The sequence below is a fragment of the Echinicola shivajiensis genome (genome assembly GCF_018642165.1).
GTDB classification, from domain to species: Bacteria; Bacteroidota; Bacteroidia; order Cytophagales; family Cyclobacteriaceae; genus Echinicola; species Echinicola shivajiensis.
Map to the genome: position 1 here is coordinate 81,948 of NZ_JAHHZM010000001.1, position 18,165 is coordinate 100,112.

Genomic DNA, 18,165 nt, shown 5'->3' on the forward strand with positions numbered 1-18,165 from the left:
TCTTTAATGAATCCTCCCGCCTCAATATTCCTGGATTTTCCCATTTGCCATCAAGCTTGAATGGGGCAAAACAGGTATAAGTAGAGACTCCCACCCCAAAAGATGAACTAATCTTAATAAAACCTAGCTAATGCAATCTTTTCCCAAACTCCCTATAAACACAATACCACACAAAATCCTCGGTACGCTTGGAATCCGTTTCGGGAAATAGCCTGTTCACAAACATATGAAAATGGTGCCTCACCAACATAACCCGCCCGTTACCAACATCATACAATTTATGGTGCTGCCTTAATACACTCCAGTACCTATCCACAAAATCCCCCACATGCTCCATCTCCTCTTTCCCCATAAAAAAATCAATATCCATCATCCACTTTTTATGTTTTTTGGTTCGCTCAAGGGACATTGATTTAATCATCCTGCCTAGATAGCTATACCAAAAACCCATATTCTCTCCCAGCACAGCCACAATGACACTCACCGCAAACACTACCCTTTTTTCTTCCGCTAGCTTCAACGGTGATCCTTCCGCCATCACAAAAAAACTTGATTCATAATAGAACAATTTTTCCGATAGAACGATATCCTGTACCCCGTACTTTTGGTACTCAGGGTAATAATGTGCAGGACGGAATGCAGCTATGAATTTACACTCCTTGAGAAACAGGTAAAGATCTTTTTCAAATCCAGCCTTATGGCCTGTCGAAAGTTCAAAGCGCAATCTTAAATGATAATCAGAATCCCGATAGTGCAAATAATGCCAAAGCCCTACTTCATGGTATAAGCCCACACGCCGTAAAAACAGGGCCAGTTCATTCAACAAGAAATCTAGCACAAATGCTTGGGACAGGTACACATACACCACGGTCCAGTGCTCTTTCTTCTCTAAGATAGGATTAAAATCAATCCGCTTTGCCCCTGCTTCCCCCTCTCTATTATAAGTTGCTAGGAATTGTGGATATATGGGATGGCCTTTATATTCATAGCTCCTACTCTTAATCCATACACATTCCTTCACCCATACTATTTTTTCCCTTTTAAGTTCATCACTTAATATCTTCAGCGACAGCACATCCTCAATATCTATCAATAATTCTTGGTCTATTTCTCCCACCAGCAAATACCTCGGCATGGCTCTTTCTTCCATTTCTAACCTGAATGCTGCAAGCGTTTTGTTAGGCTCATAGCTCAGCAACCATTTTGCGGGCCTCAACACGACACTTTTCCATCTTAGCCGGGGTAAATACCTGATATGGGGTGGGACATCTTCATTGAACCTTAGCGACTTAACATGTTGATGGGCTATCTCCCATAACAGCCTAGCCATGGGATGGCTCATTAGCTTTTTATTGAGCACATGTTGAAATACAGGAACCACCTCCTTTTCTAATTTACCATGGTACAAGACCATACCCGATTCCCCAAGACCGATATATATATCATGTAACTGAAGGTCCCCCTCTCCACCCGGGTATCCGCTCAAATTGATCCTGTATTGGAATACATTTTGGTGGATTGCCAATTGATGGTTGACCGCATTTTCTTTCGTTAATACATCGGCATATATTTTACTCCCTCCCTCTTCAATGTCAGCACCTATTTTCTTGGCATGTTCATAAATTTTTCGATCTAAAGTAAACCTACCCAAAATCCCTAAAGACCTGTCCCCTACCATATCATCCACCACTATGCTGTTCCCCTCTCCCATTCTATATAAGATGGACAAATGATGATTTACAGTACACCTTTTAGGCTTAATTATTTTACTGAGATCTATCGAGTATTTTTTTTGATTACTGCTTGAAATAAAACCAAAATAAGGATTTATCAGCCCCACATTATCTTCCTCGGAATCCTTCCCCTTGTCTTTTGACTGGCGCAGAAAATCATACACCTTGGAATATGGCTCCAAGAGCCTCGACAATGACACGAAACGATCATCATACACTGAAAAAAAAGCCTGCTTAAACCCATCCAGATATCCGGATGATGAAGCTTGCAGTAATCCCCCCATTTCCTCAAATGCCATTTGCAGCAACTTCCTTACAGAGCATGGCTGCCCTATCTCATCATCCATTACACTAATGGGCACTATATTGGATCCTTTGTCTATTTCCTGTCTATTGTCATGGGCCTCTCCCTTATCTCCAATCAAAAATCTTGATCCATGTAGCTTTTTCCAAATAAGCTCGATCGCATCTTCAGCTATTTTTGGTTCAAACAAGCGTTTAAATTCACTAAAGTTCAACTCCCCCTGACGCTGTAGATGCTCATGGATAATTTCAAGGACATTATCATTCTCCAAGAACACCTCTTCCCACCTTTCCACTTCACTATCCCATTCCCATAAGACGAAGCCATTGTTTACTGCATACAAAAATGGATTGATAATGCTACTTCCTTTGTCTAGGGATTTATTTTGGGCAGCTTCAGATACCGGGCTAAAGCACGAATAGCCCAATCCTTTGATCATATAAGGGGCGCGACTTTCTTGCCATGTTCCAATGCCCACACCTGCCCATTTACCAAAAGGTATGGGGCGATACCGTCCCCTCAGCAAATACTTTCTTAGCGTCTTCAACTCCTTTTCTGATAATTCATCTAACGCTTTATCCTTAATCGCATCAACAAAAGATTCAGAAGAGAGGGATAGGGCAGCTATCAGCTCCTCATAATTTTCTTGGACAAGCTCATTGCTATAAATATCAAAATCCAATAAGGGCACGCGGTAGAAAAAATCCTTCATCTCTTTTTCCTTCAATTCTAGGCCTAAGAATCTTTCAATTCAAACTGTAATCCCATCAAATTACATGAACACGCATATCTAATACGCAAACGTCACCTAGAACAACACGTATCACCAAAACCAGTTGGGCCAAACTGGGGTAAAACCACCCAAGTTTGACGCTAGTTTCCAAAGAGCTTTGACCTAAGCATTTCCATATCTTGACTTATTTTTTTTCTCAACAACCCTAGCATATATTTGAGTTGTAGCAATTTTACTATGCTCCAACATTTTACTCACAGTTTCAATAGGTACCCCATTCATCAAGGTTACCGTAGTGGCGAAGGTATGTCTAGCTGTGTAATGAATGAGATTCTTCTCTATTCCGCATAAATCTGCTATTTCCTTTAAATAACTGTTCATCTTTTGATTCGAAATGGGCGAAAAAAAGTACACTTAACCTTTGATCTGGGGTCATTATGATATTTTTCAATGTCCCTTCTTCAAGTATGCCTTGATTTTGAATATTGTGGTATTCAATCAATTCCATCAAGGTATGTGTTTCTCCCTCTATACCTAAAACTTGTTTTTAACTGCTTGAGCTGTGATGCTTTTCCTTTCTACAAACAGTTCTTGGTAGCTTTCCAGAAGCTGGATTCTAAAATGTTCCAGAAACCTATTGAAGGTTCTGGACGCTGGATTATTACCTTTGGCCTTTCCCCTGATGGAAAAGACCAATCTCCAGGAAAAGATAATGCTCATCAATGCCATATACAATATGCTGGAAGGCATGGAGGCCTGGGTAAGGGAGGATACGGGGAGGTATATCCAATAGCACCGGCCTCCAATACATTTTTCAAAGTAATGATACCTCAGAGAAAATTATGGGAACAATATTGATTGGTCCTTGGTATTTTATTAATCATCAGTTTTGATACCTTCCACAAGTTCCAGCATAATCGAAATCGCCTCGGCATCACTTGGCGGGTTGGGGGCCTGATCAATTTGGGAATCAGGTCCTATAAACACCCCAGTAAGCGTAATACGGTGGTTGTCTTCATTTAAAGTCCCCAAATCCATATATAATTCATATCTCCAGTCCAATTTGCTATTGTCCTCATTACGAATGACAAACACATTCGCATAAGGCGCCTTCCCTATCCTAGGATCATTCACTTCTACCATACCTTCTGAATATTCTAAAATCTCCTCCTTGGTCTCATCTCCTATACCCGTATCACCGCTGACTGAAAGGTTTATACTTGCCAAGCTGCTGACTTCTTTTTCCCACCTGACCGTATAATAGTAAATATAGGGGAGCTTGGGATAGTTGCCCGTATCGGTAAAGGAATCATCTGAACCTAATTCATATCCATTTATTAATGGCAATACCGCTTCATTGACCTGATTGGCGTCGGCAAAATGTTTTAAGCGGACAGTTTCTTCCGTAGCTCTATCTGGAGTCTCATCCTTTTCATCGGTACAGGACAATAAAAAAAGGACAAGGCACAGCTGTCCTATTACACGCGAATAATTAAAAACTACTTTCATGGTTAAAAATTTAAGTTGGTTTAATATATGATTTCAAAGGTATGCCATTTAGCAACCTGTAGGATTTACATTTTGATCAGCTCCACTCTTCTGTTTTTGGCCCGGCCTTCTGCAGTAGCATTATCAGCAATGGGATCCTTGGCACCAAAACCTTTTGCATAAAGCCTTGATGGATCAATTCCATTTTTGACCAATTCCTGCACAATCGTTTCGGCCCTTAACTCGGACAGGTTTTGATTGTGCCCATCCCCTCCGGTATTATCTGTATAACCATGGACAGCAATTTTAAGATTTTTATCTTCCTTTAGCACTTTGGCTATTTCCAGTACTGCCTCTTCTCCCTGAGGTTTTAAGGAAGCCTTGTCTGTATCAAAATTGATATACAGGATTGATTTCCCATCTTCAAGCAATTCTTTTTGAATTTGGTCAGCCCTTAAAAGGGTAATGGTTTGGACAAATGGCTCTTTCTGTACGATCTGTATGGACCCACCAGCCGTATTCGCATCGAACTGGATGTGGATATCATCTCCATCTGGCCGGCGGATGATATAGGAATGGATGGTGTTATTGTAAAAATCCAAAGAGCCCTCCTCCCCTAAATATCCAGCATTTTCCTTCATAAACTGTATTTGCTCTGGCTTAAACTTCCCCTCAAAAACCTTGACCCCGCCGGCAGCTTTGATAGCCTCATCATAACTCTTTATAAAATAGGGACGCGACCATTCACTGTTATCTGTCCCCATCAAATAGGATTTAAAAGAGCGGCCAGCGATTTTCTCCAGCTTGCCTTTGTCTCCGATGGGGAAATAGATCTCATCATACTCCCTTTGCAGCGGTTTACTTTCGTAATGAATATTATTGGGCAAACTAAAAAAAGGAATAGTACCTAAATCCGCCTTGGAAATCGGGATAGTATCCATTTCGAAATCAATGACACTTTTTGTGGATCCCAGGCTTTGTTCTTGAATAATCCTGATTTCTGTAGGGGCATGATGCTGATTTCCATTAACTGCAAAAGTCACCGAGCTGGCTAATAATGAAACAGCAAGCAACGGTATTTTAGTTGGTGTTGGATTCATTTTCTATTATTCAGGTTTTTGTTTATCCTTCTTTATATTCCAAAATATCTCCCGGCTGGCAATCCAGGGCATTACAGATTGCTTCAAGGGTTTCAAAACGGATGCCCTTTGCTTTACCGGTTTTCAAAATGGATAAATTGACTGTGGTAATTCCAATTTTATCCGCTAATTCCTTACTCTGCATTTTTCGCTTTGCCAGCATCACATCCAAGTTTATAACGATTGCCATGACTATATATATAATTCTTGTTCATCTTGCAGGCCTATCCCCTGTGAAAAAATCTCAGCAAGAAAATAGATGAAGATACCTAAGATAAAATGCAATAATACAAGTAACCATATGCTATTTAGAATTTCTACAAAAAAAGAAGCTAACAAGGTAACTGGAAAAGGAACAAATAGATTATACCGATAGAATAGCCTAAGGCAATTGGCATTTTCCCTGGTAAATAATTTAGTCATGGCAAAGACCCTGAACACATTTGACGTAAGATAAAAAAACAAAGAATAGAGAATCAGGGGAAGTAAAAATGAAAATAGGATATACGGTATATTATTCTGCATTATCAGGAAAATCTTATCCGAAAATGGATATTGGATATATTTCATTTCCCCATCCTCTGAAATATTAATTCCATACCCTGTCCCTATGCAAAACAAGGAGTACATCAATACCAAGAAATAAGAAATGGCTATAACCTTTAAAAAACTGTTTAGCACCCTGGCGATTAATTTAGATTGTCGCATATTTCCAAAAATTTAAAATCCATTCAACAGGTTATCCCTTTACTAAAACTCATATTGGACTGTTGACACATCCTCATCGAAAGTATGCGTAAGCGCCGCTTCTGCTTTGTCATCTATTTCCGGTTCTATTTTTAATATATAGGAATGCTTATCATCACTACTAAAGCCTCCGGCAATAATATAAACAGCTGATAATGGGACAACACTTTCTAAGGTAACTGTTCCGGCCAAAATCTCATCCTCATCGATGGTGATACTTTTTTGATTGTTTAGTAAATCCCCATTCAATTTAAAAATGGTAGAGCCCTGTCCATCAGCTGGATTTCCATTAATTGTTAAGCTAATATAATCACCGCTTTGAAAACTCGACGTTGAAATTGTGAATTTCATACGCTTACCTTTTGGAAGTCCAGGAAGGTCATCATCCTTGGAACAAGCAGTGAAGAGCGAAACGATCAGTAAACTTGACAACAAAACAGACAGAGAGTGTTTGAACATATTAAATTTCATAGGAACCATAAATAAAAATGAAAAAAGCATCTTTCAATAGCTGAATAATTTAATGTTTCAAATATAATAATTAAAATAAAACAATAATTATTTATAAAATAATTTTAATTACACAACCATCATAACCCCTAGACAATTTTATATATTTCACCTATTTGGAAAGGGCTGTTAAGGATCTATTCCTGAAAGGAGTTGATCAGAAAAAAAGACCATATTCACAGGGGCATCCATGCTTTTTATAATGATGCCATAGGCAAGTTGTTTTGGAAAATCCACCGGGGTTGGTTCAGGGACAGGGCTCAAAAAATAGGCTTGGGCATTCAGCTCAGCAATTTCATCAGAAAATTCCTTAAAGCAGGCCTTTGGGAGGCCAAGAACCTCCCCAAAAAACAAGGCACCGACCATTATCAAAATGTTTCATCAATTGAACCGTGCTGGTCCAGATTTGCAATCTGGACCAGCACGGGCATTTGTAACGCCCCTAACCATAAACAATTTAACCGCCCCCCCCTGGGAGGTACATATGTTTTAACCCGCTTTATGCATTAGGAATCATTATGAGAACTGAAACTACAAGAAAATCAGGCTGTTTGGAGATTGAATCATAGCATCGCTATGGTGAACCTGTCTACCGCCAGGTAGAATCGAAAACAGCAGCGAAGCGACTGATTTTAAAGTAGTTTCAGGTCGTAATAGATAGGCTAATGCATAATGCGGGTTTAAGTAAGAATGAAAAAATTTTTAAGCGCTGAGAAATAAAAAAGGAGTTTGGTTGGCGGTCATTCAGGAAACCTTTGGCAATAGGTAAAATTGAAATGACGTTATCCCCCTTTAATTTTGTCGTATTTAGCCCTCTAAATTTTAAAAACGACATGGTATTTTTGTTCTAACGGATTTTTACTTCCAAAAAATAAATGATGAATAAACTAATTCTTGAAACACAAATAAGCATTGATGGATATATCGCAGACGAGAAGGGCGATACAAGTTGGATGGTTTGGAATTGGGGACAAGAGTGGAATTGGGATAAAGACTTACAAGCTTATCACACAAACTTAAATAAATCGGTTAACAGTATTTTGGTAAGTAGTCAAATGGCTCAAGAGGGGTTTAACGCTCATTGGAAACAAGTAACACAAGACCCAACAGATAAGAGATTTGAATTTGCCAACCATATTGTAAATGCAGAAAAATTTGTGGTGAGCAAAACTTTAACTACTGAAACAGAAATTCCGGGTGGTTGGCAAAACATATCCATTCTGAAAGATAATTTAGAAAATGACATTGAATCCTTGAAAAGTAAAAGCAACGGAAATATTATCGTTTACGGAGGTGCAAAACTTGTGTCTTCGCTAATAAAATCAAACTTGATAGACGAATATCACTTTATAATAAACCCGGTAGCATTAGGACAAGGCTTGCCTATTTTCAAGAAATTGACAAATCTAAAAATGGTAAATTCTGCACCATTTGAGTGCGGTATCATCGTTAATCATTACCAGAAGGAATGGGAAAATGGGTCAGGGAAGATATAGAGAGGTATGGATCATAAGTAATACAACCATATACTGCTCACCTCCATGCTCTCCTTTATCTTTTTGGCTTTCTGTTCTCAGATAACCCAGCGTTTATCTGACCATACCAGCAGCTACTCCCTGACGTCCTGTATCAATATTTAGAACTGATCCCCAGTTTCGGACAAGGACTACACCAGCCTAATAAACAAGCTGAAAAAATCGTATTGAAATTAAAAACCATTCTAAAATGACAAAGATTATTTCAAGTCCTAATTGTGGAAACTCTCCGAAAATGGAGCTTATCAAAAAACTTAATATTGCGTTTGCTAAAGGAAACGTAGAGTTTATTACCGAAAGCGTTACAGATGAAATTGTTTGGGAGATAATTGGTGACAAGAAAATTGAGGGAAAAGAAAAATTTACCGTGGAATTGGAAAAAATGAAATCCGAAAAAGCAACCGAGCTAACCCTCAAACAAATTTTATCTCACGGAAAAGAAGGAGCTGCCAACGGAATTATGAAAATGAAAAATGGAAAAACATATGCCTTTTCTGACTTTTATATCTTTCAGGGCGCTAAAGGTGTGAAAATAAAAAACATCACCTCATATCTTATCGAGGTTTAAAAAAAGAGCTTGAAAAATGTCCCCATATGGAAAAGCCAATCGTCATCGGGATGAATATTAAAAATTTATTATTATGAAAGAATTCGCATTAATTTTCAGACTAAACGACATTTCCGACTTCAAACCTTCACCAAAACAAATGGAGGAGCGGATGAATTGGCTTGGCAGTATTGCCGCTCAAAACAAATTGGTGGATCAAGGCAATACACTTTTACCAATTCCGGGAAGTGCCAAAACTGTAAAACCCGACAATATAGTAACGGATGGTCCCTATACTGAAATCAAGGAGTTTATCAGCGGTTACATTATTGTAAAAACGGAAACTATTGATGAGGCAGTAGAAATTGCAAAAGGAAACCCAATTTTTGAAATTGGAGGTAACATTGAAGTTCGAGAAGTTCTAAAACGTGATTAATATTTGAAAAATCAAAAATCACATATTGACCTTGTTCCACACTTATTCCGAGAGGAATATGCAAAAATGACGGCTGTTTTGTGCCGTCATTTTGGTTTAAAGCACATAGAAATTGCCGAGGACATCGCAAGCGATACTTTCTTAAAGGCATCCGAACATTGGGCAATCCACGGAGTACCAGAAAACCCAATCGCGTGGCTCTACACAGTTGCAAAAAACAAGACCAGGGATTATTTCAAACACATTTCCATTTTTGAAACACAAATCAAACACAACCTTAAGTATGATCAGCCTCAATACTCTGTAAATATTGAATTTAATGAGCAAATAATTTCAGACAGTCAATTGGCCATGGTTTTTGCCGTTTGCAATCCAGCCAACAGCGCAGAAAATCAAATTGCATTGGCACTACAAATCCTTTGTGGTTTTGGTGTGGAAGAAATTGCCAATGCATTCATCACTAAATCCGAAACCATCAAAAAACGACTTCAACGGGCGAGAAACAATCTTCGAAAAGACAATTTCCAATTAAAAACATTGACCAAACCTGAAATCCAATCAAGGCAGGAAACCGTTTTACAAACATTGTACCTGCTGTTCAATGAAGGATATTTTTCAAAATCAAACAATCAACTCATTCGCCGGGAACTTTGTACACAAGCAGTCAGATTGAATTTGATCTTGACAGAAAATCCCCTGACCAATACACCTCAAACAAATGCCTTGTTGGCATTAATGTGTTTTCAGAGTTCCAGACTTGAAGCTCGAACCAATAAAAAAGGTGAAGCCGTTCTGTTTGAGGAGCAGGACAAAAGTTTGTGGGACAAACCACTTATAGAAAGGGGTAATTATTATTTGGTCAAAGCCACTAATGGAAAAGAAACTTCAAAATATCATCTGGAAGCGGGTATTGCTTATTGGCACACCACCTCAACTGACAACGCAAACAAATGGAAAAACATTCTCCTATTGTACAACCAACTTATTTTAATCGAGTATTCACCCATAACAGCATTGAACAGAACATTCGCCTTTTCAAAAGTTTATGGAAACCAAAAGGCTATTATTGAAGCGGAGAAATTACACTTAACAGAAAGTAATTATTATAGCGAACTGATGGGGTATTTATATGCAGATATAGACTATGTAAAGGCAATTTCACATTATAAGCGGGCCATTGAGCTAACAAAGTCTGAAACCCAGAAGCGAACATTAACCAGGAAAATAGCACTACTGCAAAAAGAAACCAATTAAAATATGGAAACTATTTTTGATAAAAAGACAAGAGAACAATTGATCACTAGAATTGAGCAAATTAGTGAAGAAAAAAAACCTATTTGGGGGAAAATGAATGTTTTTCAGATGCTAAAACACAACACCTATTGGAATGAGTGGATAATAGGCAGTGACAACCATATTTACAAGCAAGCTTTTATTGGGAAAATATTTGGGAAAATAGCATTGAAAAGAATGATAAAGGACGAAAAACCTTTTGATAAAAATATCCCAACTTCTGACCAGTTCAAAGTTAAAGAGTCAAATGGCAATTTTGTAGCCGAAAAATCAAAATGGATTTCATTGTTAAATGAATATGAAAGTTATAATAACCCCAATTTCGTTCACGATTTTTTCGGAAAAATGACAACTGAGCAAATCGGAATTTTGGTTTACAAACATACGGACCATCATTTGAGACAATTTGGATTATAAAAAATGCAATAACCGCCACTACTTAATGTCACGCCGGTCCAGATTTACAATCTGGACAAATAAATCATGGGCATTTGTAATGCCCTTAACCATAAACAATTTAACCATTAAACGATAACACTCCTCAATCTACCGTCTCCAGTTCGACAATCCTACAATCCCACAGTCAACCAACACCGGATCTTCCCCTTAATGGGAAACACCCACCTGCAGGAAAAAACAAGGCTCATCAAAGCCATTTATGCTATGCTGCAAGGTATGGAAATATGGGTCAGGGAAGATACGGGGAAGTACCGGAACTTAGGAAATACGGTCACATGCTAACCATTACGGAATCTACTGCGTAAAAAACTATATTACCAGAAAAGAAAAACAAGACTCATTCTGACCTGATTCCTATAGTATTCCATTAGGTTAAAAAACCATAAAACATCTCAATTGATGCATGCGACCTCCTTAAGAAAACAAATAGAAGAAATCGTCAAATTAACCGATGATGAGTTTTCCCAAGTATTGGGATATTTTCAAAAAAGAACCTTTAAAAAACACCAGATCGTCCTCTATGAAGGTGATTATGCCCAATTCGACTACTTCGTTGTAAATGGATTGATGAAAGTTTCCAGGATGGATTCAGACGGCAAGGAACATATTTTACAATTTGGCATGGAAAATTGGTGGATTACAGACGCAGAGGCCTTTCATCACAGAACTAAATCAACGCTCATCGTAGATTGCCTGGAAGATACAGAAACACTTGCGCTAAGCTTAGATAACAAGGAAAGCTTAATCAGGGAATTCCCTAAAATGCAAACTTTTTTCTTCAACAAAACAACCAACGGATTTATTTCCTTACAAAAGCGCATCTTATGTTTTTTGAGCAGCAATGCCAGCGACCGTTACCATAATTTACTCACCCTATATCCAGGTTTGATCCAGCGCGTACCCAAGGCCATGATAGCATCATACCTAGGTGTGACCCGGGAAACTTTAAGCCGCTTGTCAAAAATGGAAGCTTAAAATGTGACATTCCTCACAGCAAATCTTTGACATATGTCCTGTCAGGCAAGGTATGCCTTTCAGAACTTTGTCATATGAAAAACAGTAAAGTACCAGTTACCCGACAACAGCGAATACCTGTAGCCATATGGGCATTGACCGCTAGCGTATTTGCCATTGGCACTGCGGAAGTGGTCATGATCGGCTTGCTGCCGACTATTGCAAGAGAATTTTCAATCAGTACGGCCTCTTCAGGCTGGTTAATCACCTCCTATGCCATGGGCGTGGCCATGGGTGGTCCGGTGGTCACGGCATTTACCAATACTATCAGTAGAAAAAAATTACTGTGTTATCTCATTCTTCTCTTTGTGCTCAGTAATGCTTTGGCTGCTTCATCGTATAACTATTTGATTCTCATTTCAGGAAGGGTTTTATCAGGAGTAGCACACGGGGTGTTTGTCGGTACCGGAGCCAATATCGCCAGCAATATGGTCCATGAAGAAAAAAGGGCCACTGCCATTGCTATCATGTTTACCGGACTAACCGTAGCCATGGTTACAGGGGTGCCCTTGGGGACTTATATTGGGCAACACTTCGGATGGCGCCTTACCTTTGCTGCCATTTCCGTCATAGGCCTTTTTTGTCTATTGGCCAACCAATTATGGCTTCCCAACAAAATAAAGCAAGGAAGCGAGATAAACCTTAAAGAACAATTCAAGGTCTTGAGGAGCAGTTCAATGCTAATAGGCTTCTCATTGACCCTATTTTCATTTGCCGCTTTATTTGGGACCTTCACGTATTTAGCCCCTTTATTGGAAGAAATTTCAGGATTCAGTAAAAACCAAATCACCTTGATTTTATTCCTTTACGGAATCTCTGTGGCCTTCGGAAACCTGCTTGGAGGAAAACTTTCCAATAGAAGCCCCGCACAATTACTCGCCGTTCTATTCACTTTACTTACGGTTAACCTTGGCCTGATGGCAGATTTTCTACCATCCAAAATACCTACTTTGATCCTGGTAGCCACTATGGGAACCATTGGATTTGCGACGGTTCCAGGAATGCAATTGTATATCATCCAACTTTCCGAAAAATATAGGGCCGGTGCAGAGGATGTTTCTTCTGTTTTGAATATTTCAGCTTTTAATATAGGGATAGCCTTGGGGTCCACTATAGGGGGAATTATTATTTCCAGTCCGTTCGGCTTACAATCAGTCCCCTCCATGGGAGCAGTATTCTCGGCAATAGCCATACTTATGGCCATCATCAGCATAAAAAAAGAAAAACGTATCACTAAAAAACAATTAAGATGGAATACAGAAAATTAGGAAATTCAGGTTTGAAGGTACCCGTATTGAGCCTTGGAACAGGCACTTTTGGCGGTACCAACGAATTCTTCCAGCGATGGGGACAGACCGATGAAAAAGAAGCCACACGGCTTATTGATATTTGCCTTGAGAGGGGAATCAACTTCTTTGATACCGCTAATGTCTATTCAATCGGAGATGCAGAAATCGTACTGGGAAAAGCTCTAAAAGGTAAAAGAAACCAAAGCATCGTTTCGACCAAAGCTACTTTCCAAATGGGAGATGGACCAAACGAAAAAGGTGCTTCCCGTTTCCATTTAATCAATGCCCTCGAAGACAGCTTAAAAAGGTTGGACACAGATTATATCGACTTGTATCTAATGCACGGCTTTGACCGTAATACACCGATCGAAGAAACACTTAGCACCCTTGACAATATGGTAAAAAGTGGAAAGGTAAGGTATATCGGCTGTTCTAATTTTGCTGCTTGGCAATTAATGAAATCCCTTTCTATTTCCGAAAGGAACAGTTTGGAAAAATATGTGGTTTACCAAGGCTATTATTCTCTCATCGGAAGGGATTATGAACAAGAACTGATGCCACTTTTGGAAGACCAAAATATAGGTTTGATGGCATGGAGTCCCTTGGGCTGGGGAAGGCTGACAGGAAAAATCAAGCGTGGTTTGGAAATAAAAGCAGGTAGAATTAAGTCGGGTGGAGACCTGGGTGGTCCACCGGTTGAGGAAGCTTTTCTCTTGAACATCATAGATGTTTTGGAAAAAATCAGTGCAGAAACAGGTAAATCGATCCCCCAGATTGCCATAAACTGGCTACTTCAAAACAAAAGCGTATCAAATGTGGTCATAGGCGCAAGAAATGAAAAACAGCTGCTTTCCAATATAGGGGCTGTTGGGTGGAATTTATCTGAAAAACACTTCAATCAGCTCAACGAAATCTCAACACAAACACCGATCTATCCCCATTGGGTTGGAGAAAGGTAAAATAACTGGTGGAGGAATATTCACTATAGATACACCTTATGCTAATGCGGTTGGGCAAACTGATCCAAATCATTATGGAATTGCTAAAAACCGCATTAGCATTAAACAAACATCTACTATCCCATTATAATTCAACACATTAAGAACACCCTCCCTTTCGCATTCTCCCACCAGGATTGTCGCATTCACACTTCTATTAATCGGAATTTATTGACGAGATTTGTATATAGTGAAACGGCCTTAAGGTTTATTTTGATATAAAAACATATTGAAGCATGCTAGCAATGAGAGAGAATACATTTACCGAATTTCATAAGACCACATTGACTTTATTGAAAAAGCTCTCCTCTTTAACTGAAAAACAATTAAACTTTCTTCCGCAAAGTGGCTGGTCAGCAGGACAGCTTGGGGACCACCTATTAAAATCGTATGCGTCTGCCGAGACATTAAATGGAAAAACAAAGGCGACCACCCGACCAATTGACCAAAAACTGGCGTCTGTTAAAACCTTATTCACTGACAATACCATCAAAATGGAATCACCAGAAGCCATTTTACCCTCCCAAGAGAAAATAACCAAAAGGGAATTAATTGATAGCTTAGAAGAAAGAATTGGGCAAATAAAAGAGGTCATACTAAACAAGGATTTATCATTAACCTGTGTTGATTATTCCATCCCAGAATATGGGGAGTTCACAAGATTCGAATGGGTCTGGTTCAATATCTACCATACCCAAAGACATATTTTCCAATTGGAGAATATGGTGCAATCAAACGACCTTAAAGAGATTTAATCAAAATGAAACCCCTTGACATCATCCAAGCATATTTTTCATGTTACGAGAAAAGTGATAGGGCTACCTTAGAAAACCTGCTTGATGACAGATTTTTAAGGAATTTGTACAACTCTTGAAAAAATTGCTCATTAAATTCCATTAAATCCTGTTTCGTAATAATATCTATATCCATAGCCTAAACTTTATTTGAAATAATACGATTTGAATGTAAATGATGGTTTTAATAAAACCACCCAAGTTTGACGCTAGTTTCCAAAGAGCTTTTACCTAAGCATTTCCATATCTTGACTTATTTTTTCTCAACAACCCTAGCATATATTTGAGTTGTAGCAATTTTATTGTGCCCCAACATTTTACTCACAGTTTCAATAGGTACCCCATTCATCAAGGTTACCGTAGTGGCGAAGGTATGTCTAGCTGTCTGATGAATGAGATTCTTCTCTATTCCGCATAAATCTGCTATTTCCTTTAAATAATTGTTCATCTTTTGATTCGAAATGGGCGGAAAAAAAGTACCCTTAGCCTTTGATCTGAGGTCATTATGATATTTTTCAATGTCCCTTCTTCAAGTATGCCTTGATTTTGAATATTGTGGTATTCAATCAATTCCATCAAGGTATGTGTTTCTTCCTCTATACCTAAAAACTTGTTTTTAACTGCTTGAGCTGTGATGCTTCTCTTTTCTACAAACAGTTCTTGGTAGCTTTCCAGAAGCTGGGTTCTAATATGTTCCAGAAACCTATTGAAGGTTCTGGACGCTGGATTATTACCTTTGGCCTTTCCCCTGCCATGGTCCCAGGGACACTTCAATTTCCTTCTTTACAGAGATTTCCACTCGCTTTCCGTCAACTGTTATTCGGCAATGAACAGGAGCTTCCCCTCCCTCGCTCACCTTATTTTTTCCTTATAAAAAAACTGAATACCAAGCGTTTTAGATCTTTTCATAACAATTTCATTTGATTTAAAATGATGCCTTTTTATCAAAAAAGGTCACCAAAACGACTTATTTTCAAGCTCAAAAAGGCCTAAAAACACCCCAAAATCAAGATCAGAAAGAACCTATAGATCAATGACTTAAGACCTAAAACGGGACCCAAAATAGAAAATTAAATTGGGTCACCGAATGGGTCCCATTTTCTTTGAAATCGAAGATTCATGAGCGCATTTCCCTATTAACCTGCGAATAAATTGTTTGATGTTCTTTAAGGTATAAAAAACAAAAAAGCCTCCAAAACATACGTTTTGAAGGCTTTTGGATCCAATCAGACCCCATTTTGTCGGAGTGGCGGGATTCGAACCTAAGCTTTCAACACGCTGTTTTTCAGAAAGTTAAAACAATTTCAAATTTATAGGTCACCGAATAGGTCTCAATTATTCTGAGTGAATTTCAGTGCATATTTGAACATTTACCAAATATACACTGAAATTCAGATTTTTGTATAGATTATCAAAAGATGAGATTTGGAGTTTCTTAAAAATATTAATTCAAACCTAAACTGAAGACATAAAATATAGATAATCCTTAATCAGTAATCCTTACTTTATGCTTTATTTCTTCATCTTCTCGGAAATTGGATGAGGCTTTTAAAATTATCTGATCTTTATTTTTTTCTGATGGAAGATTAATCCTTTTCAGGCTTATTCCTTCTACATCATCAAAAATAAGAGCTGGTCTAAAATCATCCTCTGCATGTTTAAGAGTTACATTTTTAAGTACTATATTATTCGCATGTCGAACATAAATACCCCATGAAGGTAATTCACCAAACATGGTAAACTCCGGATAGTTTTTGATTTGCTCAGGAACCCTATCCAAATCACTCAAAGGAATATAAGCCTGCCCTTTAGAAGACCTGCCTGGAACAGTTATTGCTATATTCTCCAAAATTACATTTTCCACCTTTTTGCCCGGTATCCCCGTTATTGAAGATGGAATTGGATTATGATGAGTTCCTGGCTGCCTAGCCCTCAAATCATAATTGATATCTGGACGAGCAAATGGAACCTGAACCTTAACATCTTTAATATGAACATTTTTTATACTACCTGGCTCCTTTCCATCTCTGTGGCCAAGTCGTATAAAAATGGCATTTCCTGTGTTTTTGGCGTTTATATCAGATATATCAATATTTTCTATTACTCCACCATCCACACATTCCAAGGCTATTGCTGAGCGAAAAGTATCAAATACTTCAATATTATTTATTGTAACATTTTTGAATCCCCCATATGATGCAGTACCGAATTTGATGGCACTTGCTCCAGTATTGATAACGCAATTGGCTATATAAATGGAATCATTAAAATGTCCCAAATAATAGGACTTAAGACAAATGCCATCATCTGCGGAATTGATTTTGCAATTGGTCACCCTGACATTCCTAGAATCTGTAATATCCATCCCATCATTGTTCCAATAGGCCCTATTATTGATATTTAGTTTATCCATTGCCAAATTTGTGCACAACTCAAAAGACAATCCCCAGCAGGCTGAATTTTTGAAATTTAAATTTGACAATTTGATGTTTTCACTAGTTGAAAAGCGAATCAATTTCGGTCTCATTCGCTCATTGGGCCTATTAACACTATAAGAATAATTGGGATCCACCACTATACCTGCATGATGTAAACTATCAATATTTAGAGCAAGTGATCTCCCTTGCCCATCAATGGTACCTCCACCGGATAAGGAAATATTTGTTGCTTTATAGGCCACGATCAAGGCCAACTGGGAATTATCATCCTTCTTAGGACTTTCTGGCCTATCCAACATTTCTAAAGCTCTATAATGCGATGGATTGGGACTCCCCAATAAAACACCTTCCTTCTGTACCTCTAGTTCTATATTACTTTTAAGTTCCAGAGTTCCGGTCAAAAACTTTCCCTTGGGTACAATCACTTTACCTCCCCCACTATTATGAGCCATATCAATTGTCTTTTGAATAGCAGAAGTATTTAGGCTTGTCCCATCTCCAATTGCTCCATAATCTGTGATAATGAATTCATTAACCTTCTGGGAAATTGCATATTCATTAGTGGAAATCATTAAAATAAATATCAAAATCAGTACACTGGTTACCTTTTTGATAAAACGGCTATTATTCATTATTAATAAGTTAAATGATTATTTACTCTGTTGATCCATTAGGTATATAAATCATAACCAATATTTAGATATCTTT

22 protein-coding genes are annotated in these 18,165 nt (G+C 38.3%); 10 read left to right on the plus strand and 12 right to left on the minus strand.

Annotated elements, in window-relative coordinates:
- Positions 1 to 127 precede the first annotated feature (127 nt).
- Both KMW37_RS00345 and KMW37_RS00350 read right to left on the minus strand, forming a co-directional pair.
- Positions 128 to 2,749 carry a thiopeptide-type bacteriocin biosynthesis protein gene (locus KMW37_RS00345; protein ID WP_215222622.1) on the minus strand — a complete coding sequence of 874 codons (2,622 nt, stop codon included), beginning with the start codon at positions 2,747 to 2,749 and terminating at the stop codon, positions 128 to 130.
- A gap of 183 nt (positions 2,750 to 2,932) precedes the next feature.
- A complete protein-coding gene (locus KMW37_RS00350) occupies positions 2,933 to 3,151 on the minus strand; it encodes a tyrosine-type recombinase/integrase (RefSeq protein ID WP_246581266.1) in 219 nt (72 codons plus the stop codon).
- A gap of 240 nt (positions 3,152 to 3,391) precedes the next feature.
- Here KMW37_RS00350 and KMW37_RS00355 point away from each other — a divergent pair, with 240 nt between their 5' ends.
- Positions 3,392 to 3,628 (plus strand): hypothetical protein, encoded by a 237-nt coding sequence (locus tag KMW37_RS00355; protein ID WP_215222623.1) that lies wholly within the window; start codon positions 3,392 to 3,394, stop codon positions 3,626 to 3,628.
- A gap of 18 nt (positions 3,629 to 3,646) precedes the next feature.
- Here KMW37_RS00355 and KMW37_RS00360 read toward each other — a convergent pair whose 3' ends face one another.
- The 6 genes from KMW37_RS00360 to KMW37_RS00385 form a co-directional block, all read right to left on the minus strand.
- Entirely contained in the window at positions 3,647 to 4,279 is a 633-nt protein-coding gene (locus tag KMW37_RS00360; RefSeq protein WP_215222624.1) for a hypothetical protein, read from the minus strand.
- A gap of 65 nt (positions 4,280 to 4,344) precedes the next feature.
- Positions 4,345 to 5,358, minus strand: a complete 1,014-nt coding sequence (locus KMW37_RS00365) for an OmpA family protein (RefSeq protein WP_215222625.1) — start codon at positions 5,356 to 5,358, stop codon at positions 4,345 to 4,347.
- A 22-nt stretch (positions 5,359 to 5,380) separates the two neighbouring features.
- On the minus strand, positions 5,381 to 5,587 hold the full coding sequence (locus KMW37_RS00370) for a helix-turn-helix domain-containing protein (protein ID WP_215222626.1): 207 nt from the start codon (positions 5,585 to 5,587) through the stop codon (positions 5,381 to 5,383).
- 2 nt (positions 5,588 to 5,589) lie between these two features.
- Complete coding sequence (locus KMW37_RS00375) at positions 5,590 to 6,105, minus strand: DUF2975 domain-containing protein (RefSeq protein ID WP_215222627.1); 516 nt, start codon at positions 6,103 to 6,105, stop codon at positions 5,590 to 5,592.
- A gap of 42 nt (positions 6,106 to 6,147) precedes the next feature.
- Positions 6,148 to 6,615: a hypothetical protein gene (locus KMW37_RS00380; protein ID WP_215222628.1), complete on the minus strand. Its 468-nt coding sequence runs from the start codon at positions 6,613 to 6,615 to the stop codon at positions 6,148 to 6,150.
- Positions 6,616 to 6,783: 168 nt separating this feature from the next.
- A complete protein-coding gene (locus KMW37_RS00385; RefSeq protein WP_215222629.1) occupies positions 6,784 to 7,020 on the minus strand; it encodes a hypothetical protein in 237 nt (78 codons plus the stop codon).
- A gap of 509 nt (positions 7,021 to 7,529) precedes the next feature.
- Here KMW37_RS00385 and KMW37_RS00390 point away from each other — a divergent pair.
- The 9 genes from KMW37_RS00390 (at position 7,530) to KMW37_RS00430 (ending at position 14,980) form a co-directional block, all read left to right on the plus strand.
- Entirely contained in the window at positions 7,530 to 8,150 is a 621-nt protein-coding gene (locus tag KMW37_RS00390; RefSeq protein ID WP_215222630.1) for a dihydrofolate reductase family protein, read from the plus strand.
- Between the two features lie 229 nt (positions 8,151 to 8,379).
- Positions 8,380 to 8,757 (plus strand): nuclear transport factor 2 family protein, encoded by a 378-nt coding sequence (locus KMW37_RS00395; RefSeq protein WP_215222631.1) that lies wholly within the window; start codon positions 8,380 to 8,382, stop codon positions 8,755 to 8,757.
- 73 nt (positions 8,758 to 8,830) lie between these two features.
- The gene (locus KMW37_RS00400; RefSeq protein WP_215222632.1) at positions 8,831 to 9,172 is read left to right on the plus strand and encodes a YciI family protein; all 342 of its coding nucleotides are present in this window, start codon (positions 8,831 to 8,833) and stop codon (positions 9,170 to 9,172) included.
- A 3-nt stretch (positions 9,173 to 9,175) separates the two neighbouring features.
- On the plus strand, positions 9,176 to 10,426 hold the full coding sequence (locus KMW37_RS00405; protein ID WP_215222633.1) for an RNA polymerase sigma factor: 1,251 nt from the start codon (positions 9,176 to 9,178) through the stop codon (positions 10,424 to 10,426).
- Between the two features lie 3 nt (positions 10,427 to 10,429).
- Positions 10,430 to 10,882: a DUF1569 domain-containing protein gene (locus KMW37_RS00410; RefSeq protein WP_215222634.1), complete on the plus strand. Its 453-nt coding sequence runs from the start codon at positions 10,430 to 10,432 to the stop codon at positions 10,880 to 10,882.
- Between the two features lie 441 nt (positions 10,883 to 11,323).
- On the plus strand, positions 11,324 to 11,899 hold the full coding sequence (locus KMW37_RS00415) for a Crp/Fnr family transcriptional regulator (protein WP_215222635.1): 576 nt from the start codon (positions 11,324 to 11,326) through the stop codon (positions 11,897 to 11,899).
- A 74-nt stretch (positions 11,900 to 11,973) separates the two neighbouring features.
- Positions 11,974 to 13,206 carry an MFS transporter gene (locus tag KMW37_RS00420; protein WP_215222636.1) on the plus strand — a complete coding sequence of 411 codons (1,233 nt, stop codon included), beginning with the start codon at positions 11,974 to 11,976 and terminating at the stop codon, positions 13,204 to 13,206.
- Positions 13,188 to 14,186: an aldo/keto reductase gene (locus KMW37_RS00425; RefSeq protein WP_215222637.1), complete on the plus strand. Its 999-nt coding sequence runs from the start codon at positions 13,188 to 13,190 to the stop codon at positions 14,184 to 14,186. The genes KMW37_RS00420 and KMW37_RS00425 overlap by 19 nt, the downstream gene beginning before the upstream one ends.
- Before the next feature lie 275 nt (positions 14,187 to 14,461).
- Positions 14,462 to 14,980, plus strand: coding sequence for a DinB family protein (locus KMW37_RS00430; RefSeq protein ID WP_246581267.1), 519 nt, complete (start codon positions 14,462 to 14,464; stop codon positions 14,978 to 14,980).
- 292 nt (positions 14,981 to 15,272) lie between these two features.
- Here the strand turns inward: KMW37_RS00430 and KMW37_RS00435 are convergent, their stop codons facing one another.
- The 4 genes from KMW37_RS00435 to KMW37_RS00450 all read right to left on the minus strand — a co-directional run bounded on the left by KMW37_RS00435 (position 15,273) and on the right by KMW37_RS00450 (position 18,089).
- The gene (locus tag KMW37_RS00435) at positions 15,273 to 15,467 is read right to left on the minus strand and encodes a tyrosine-type recombinase/integrase (protein ID WP_215222638.1); all 195 of its coding nucleotides are present in this window, start codon (positions 15,465 to 15,467) and stop codon (positions 15,273 to 15,275) included.
- On the minus strand, positions 15,464 to 15,793 hold the full coding sequence (locus KMW37_RS00440; RefSeq protein WP_215222639.1) for a hypothetical protein: 330 nt from the start codon (positions 15,791 to 15,793) through the stop codon (positions 15,464 to 15,466). Before KMW37_RS00440 ends, KMW37_RS00435 begins: the two co-directional genes overlap by 4 nt.
- Positions 15,750 to 15,875 carry an Arm DNA-binding domain-containing protein gene (locus KMW37_RS22625; RefSeq protein ID WP_215222640.1) on the minus strand — a complete coding sequence of 42 codons (126 nt, stop codon included), beginning with the start codon at positions 15,873 to 15,875 and terminating at the stop codon, positions 15,750 to 15,752. The genes KMW37_RS00440 and KMW37_RS22625 overlap by 44 nt, the downstream gene beginning before the upstream one ends.
- A 630-nt stretch (positions 15,876 to 16,505) precedes the next feature.
- Entirely contained in the window at positions 16,506 to 18,089 is a 1,584-nt protein-coding gene (locus tag KMW37_RS00450) for a glycoside hydrolase family 28 protein (protein ID WP_215222641.1), read from the minus strand.
- Positions 18,090 to 18,165: the final 76 nt, after the last annotated feature.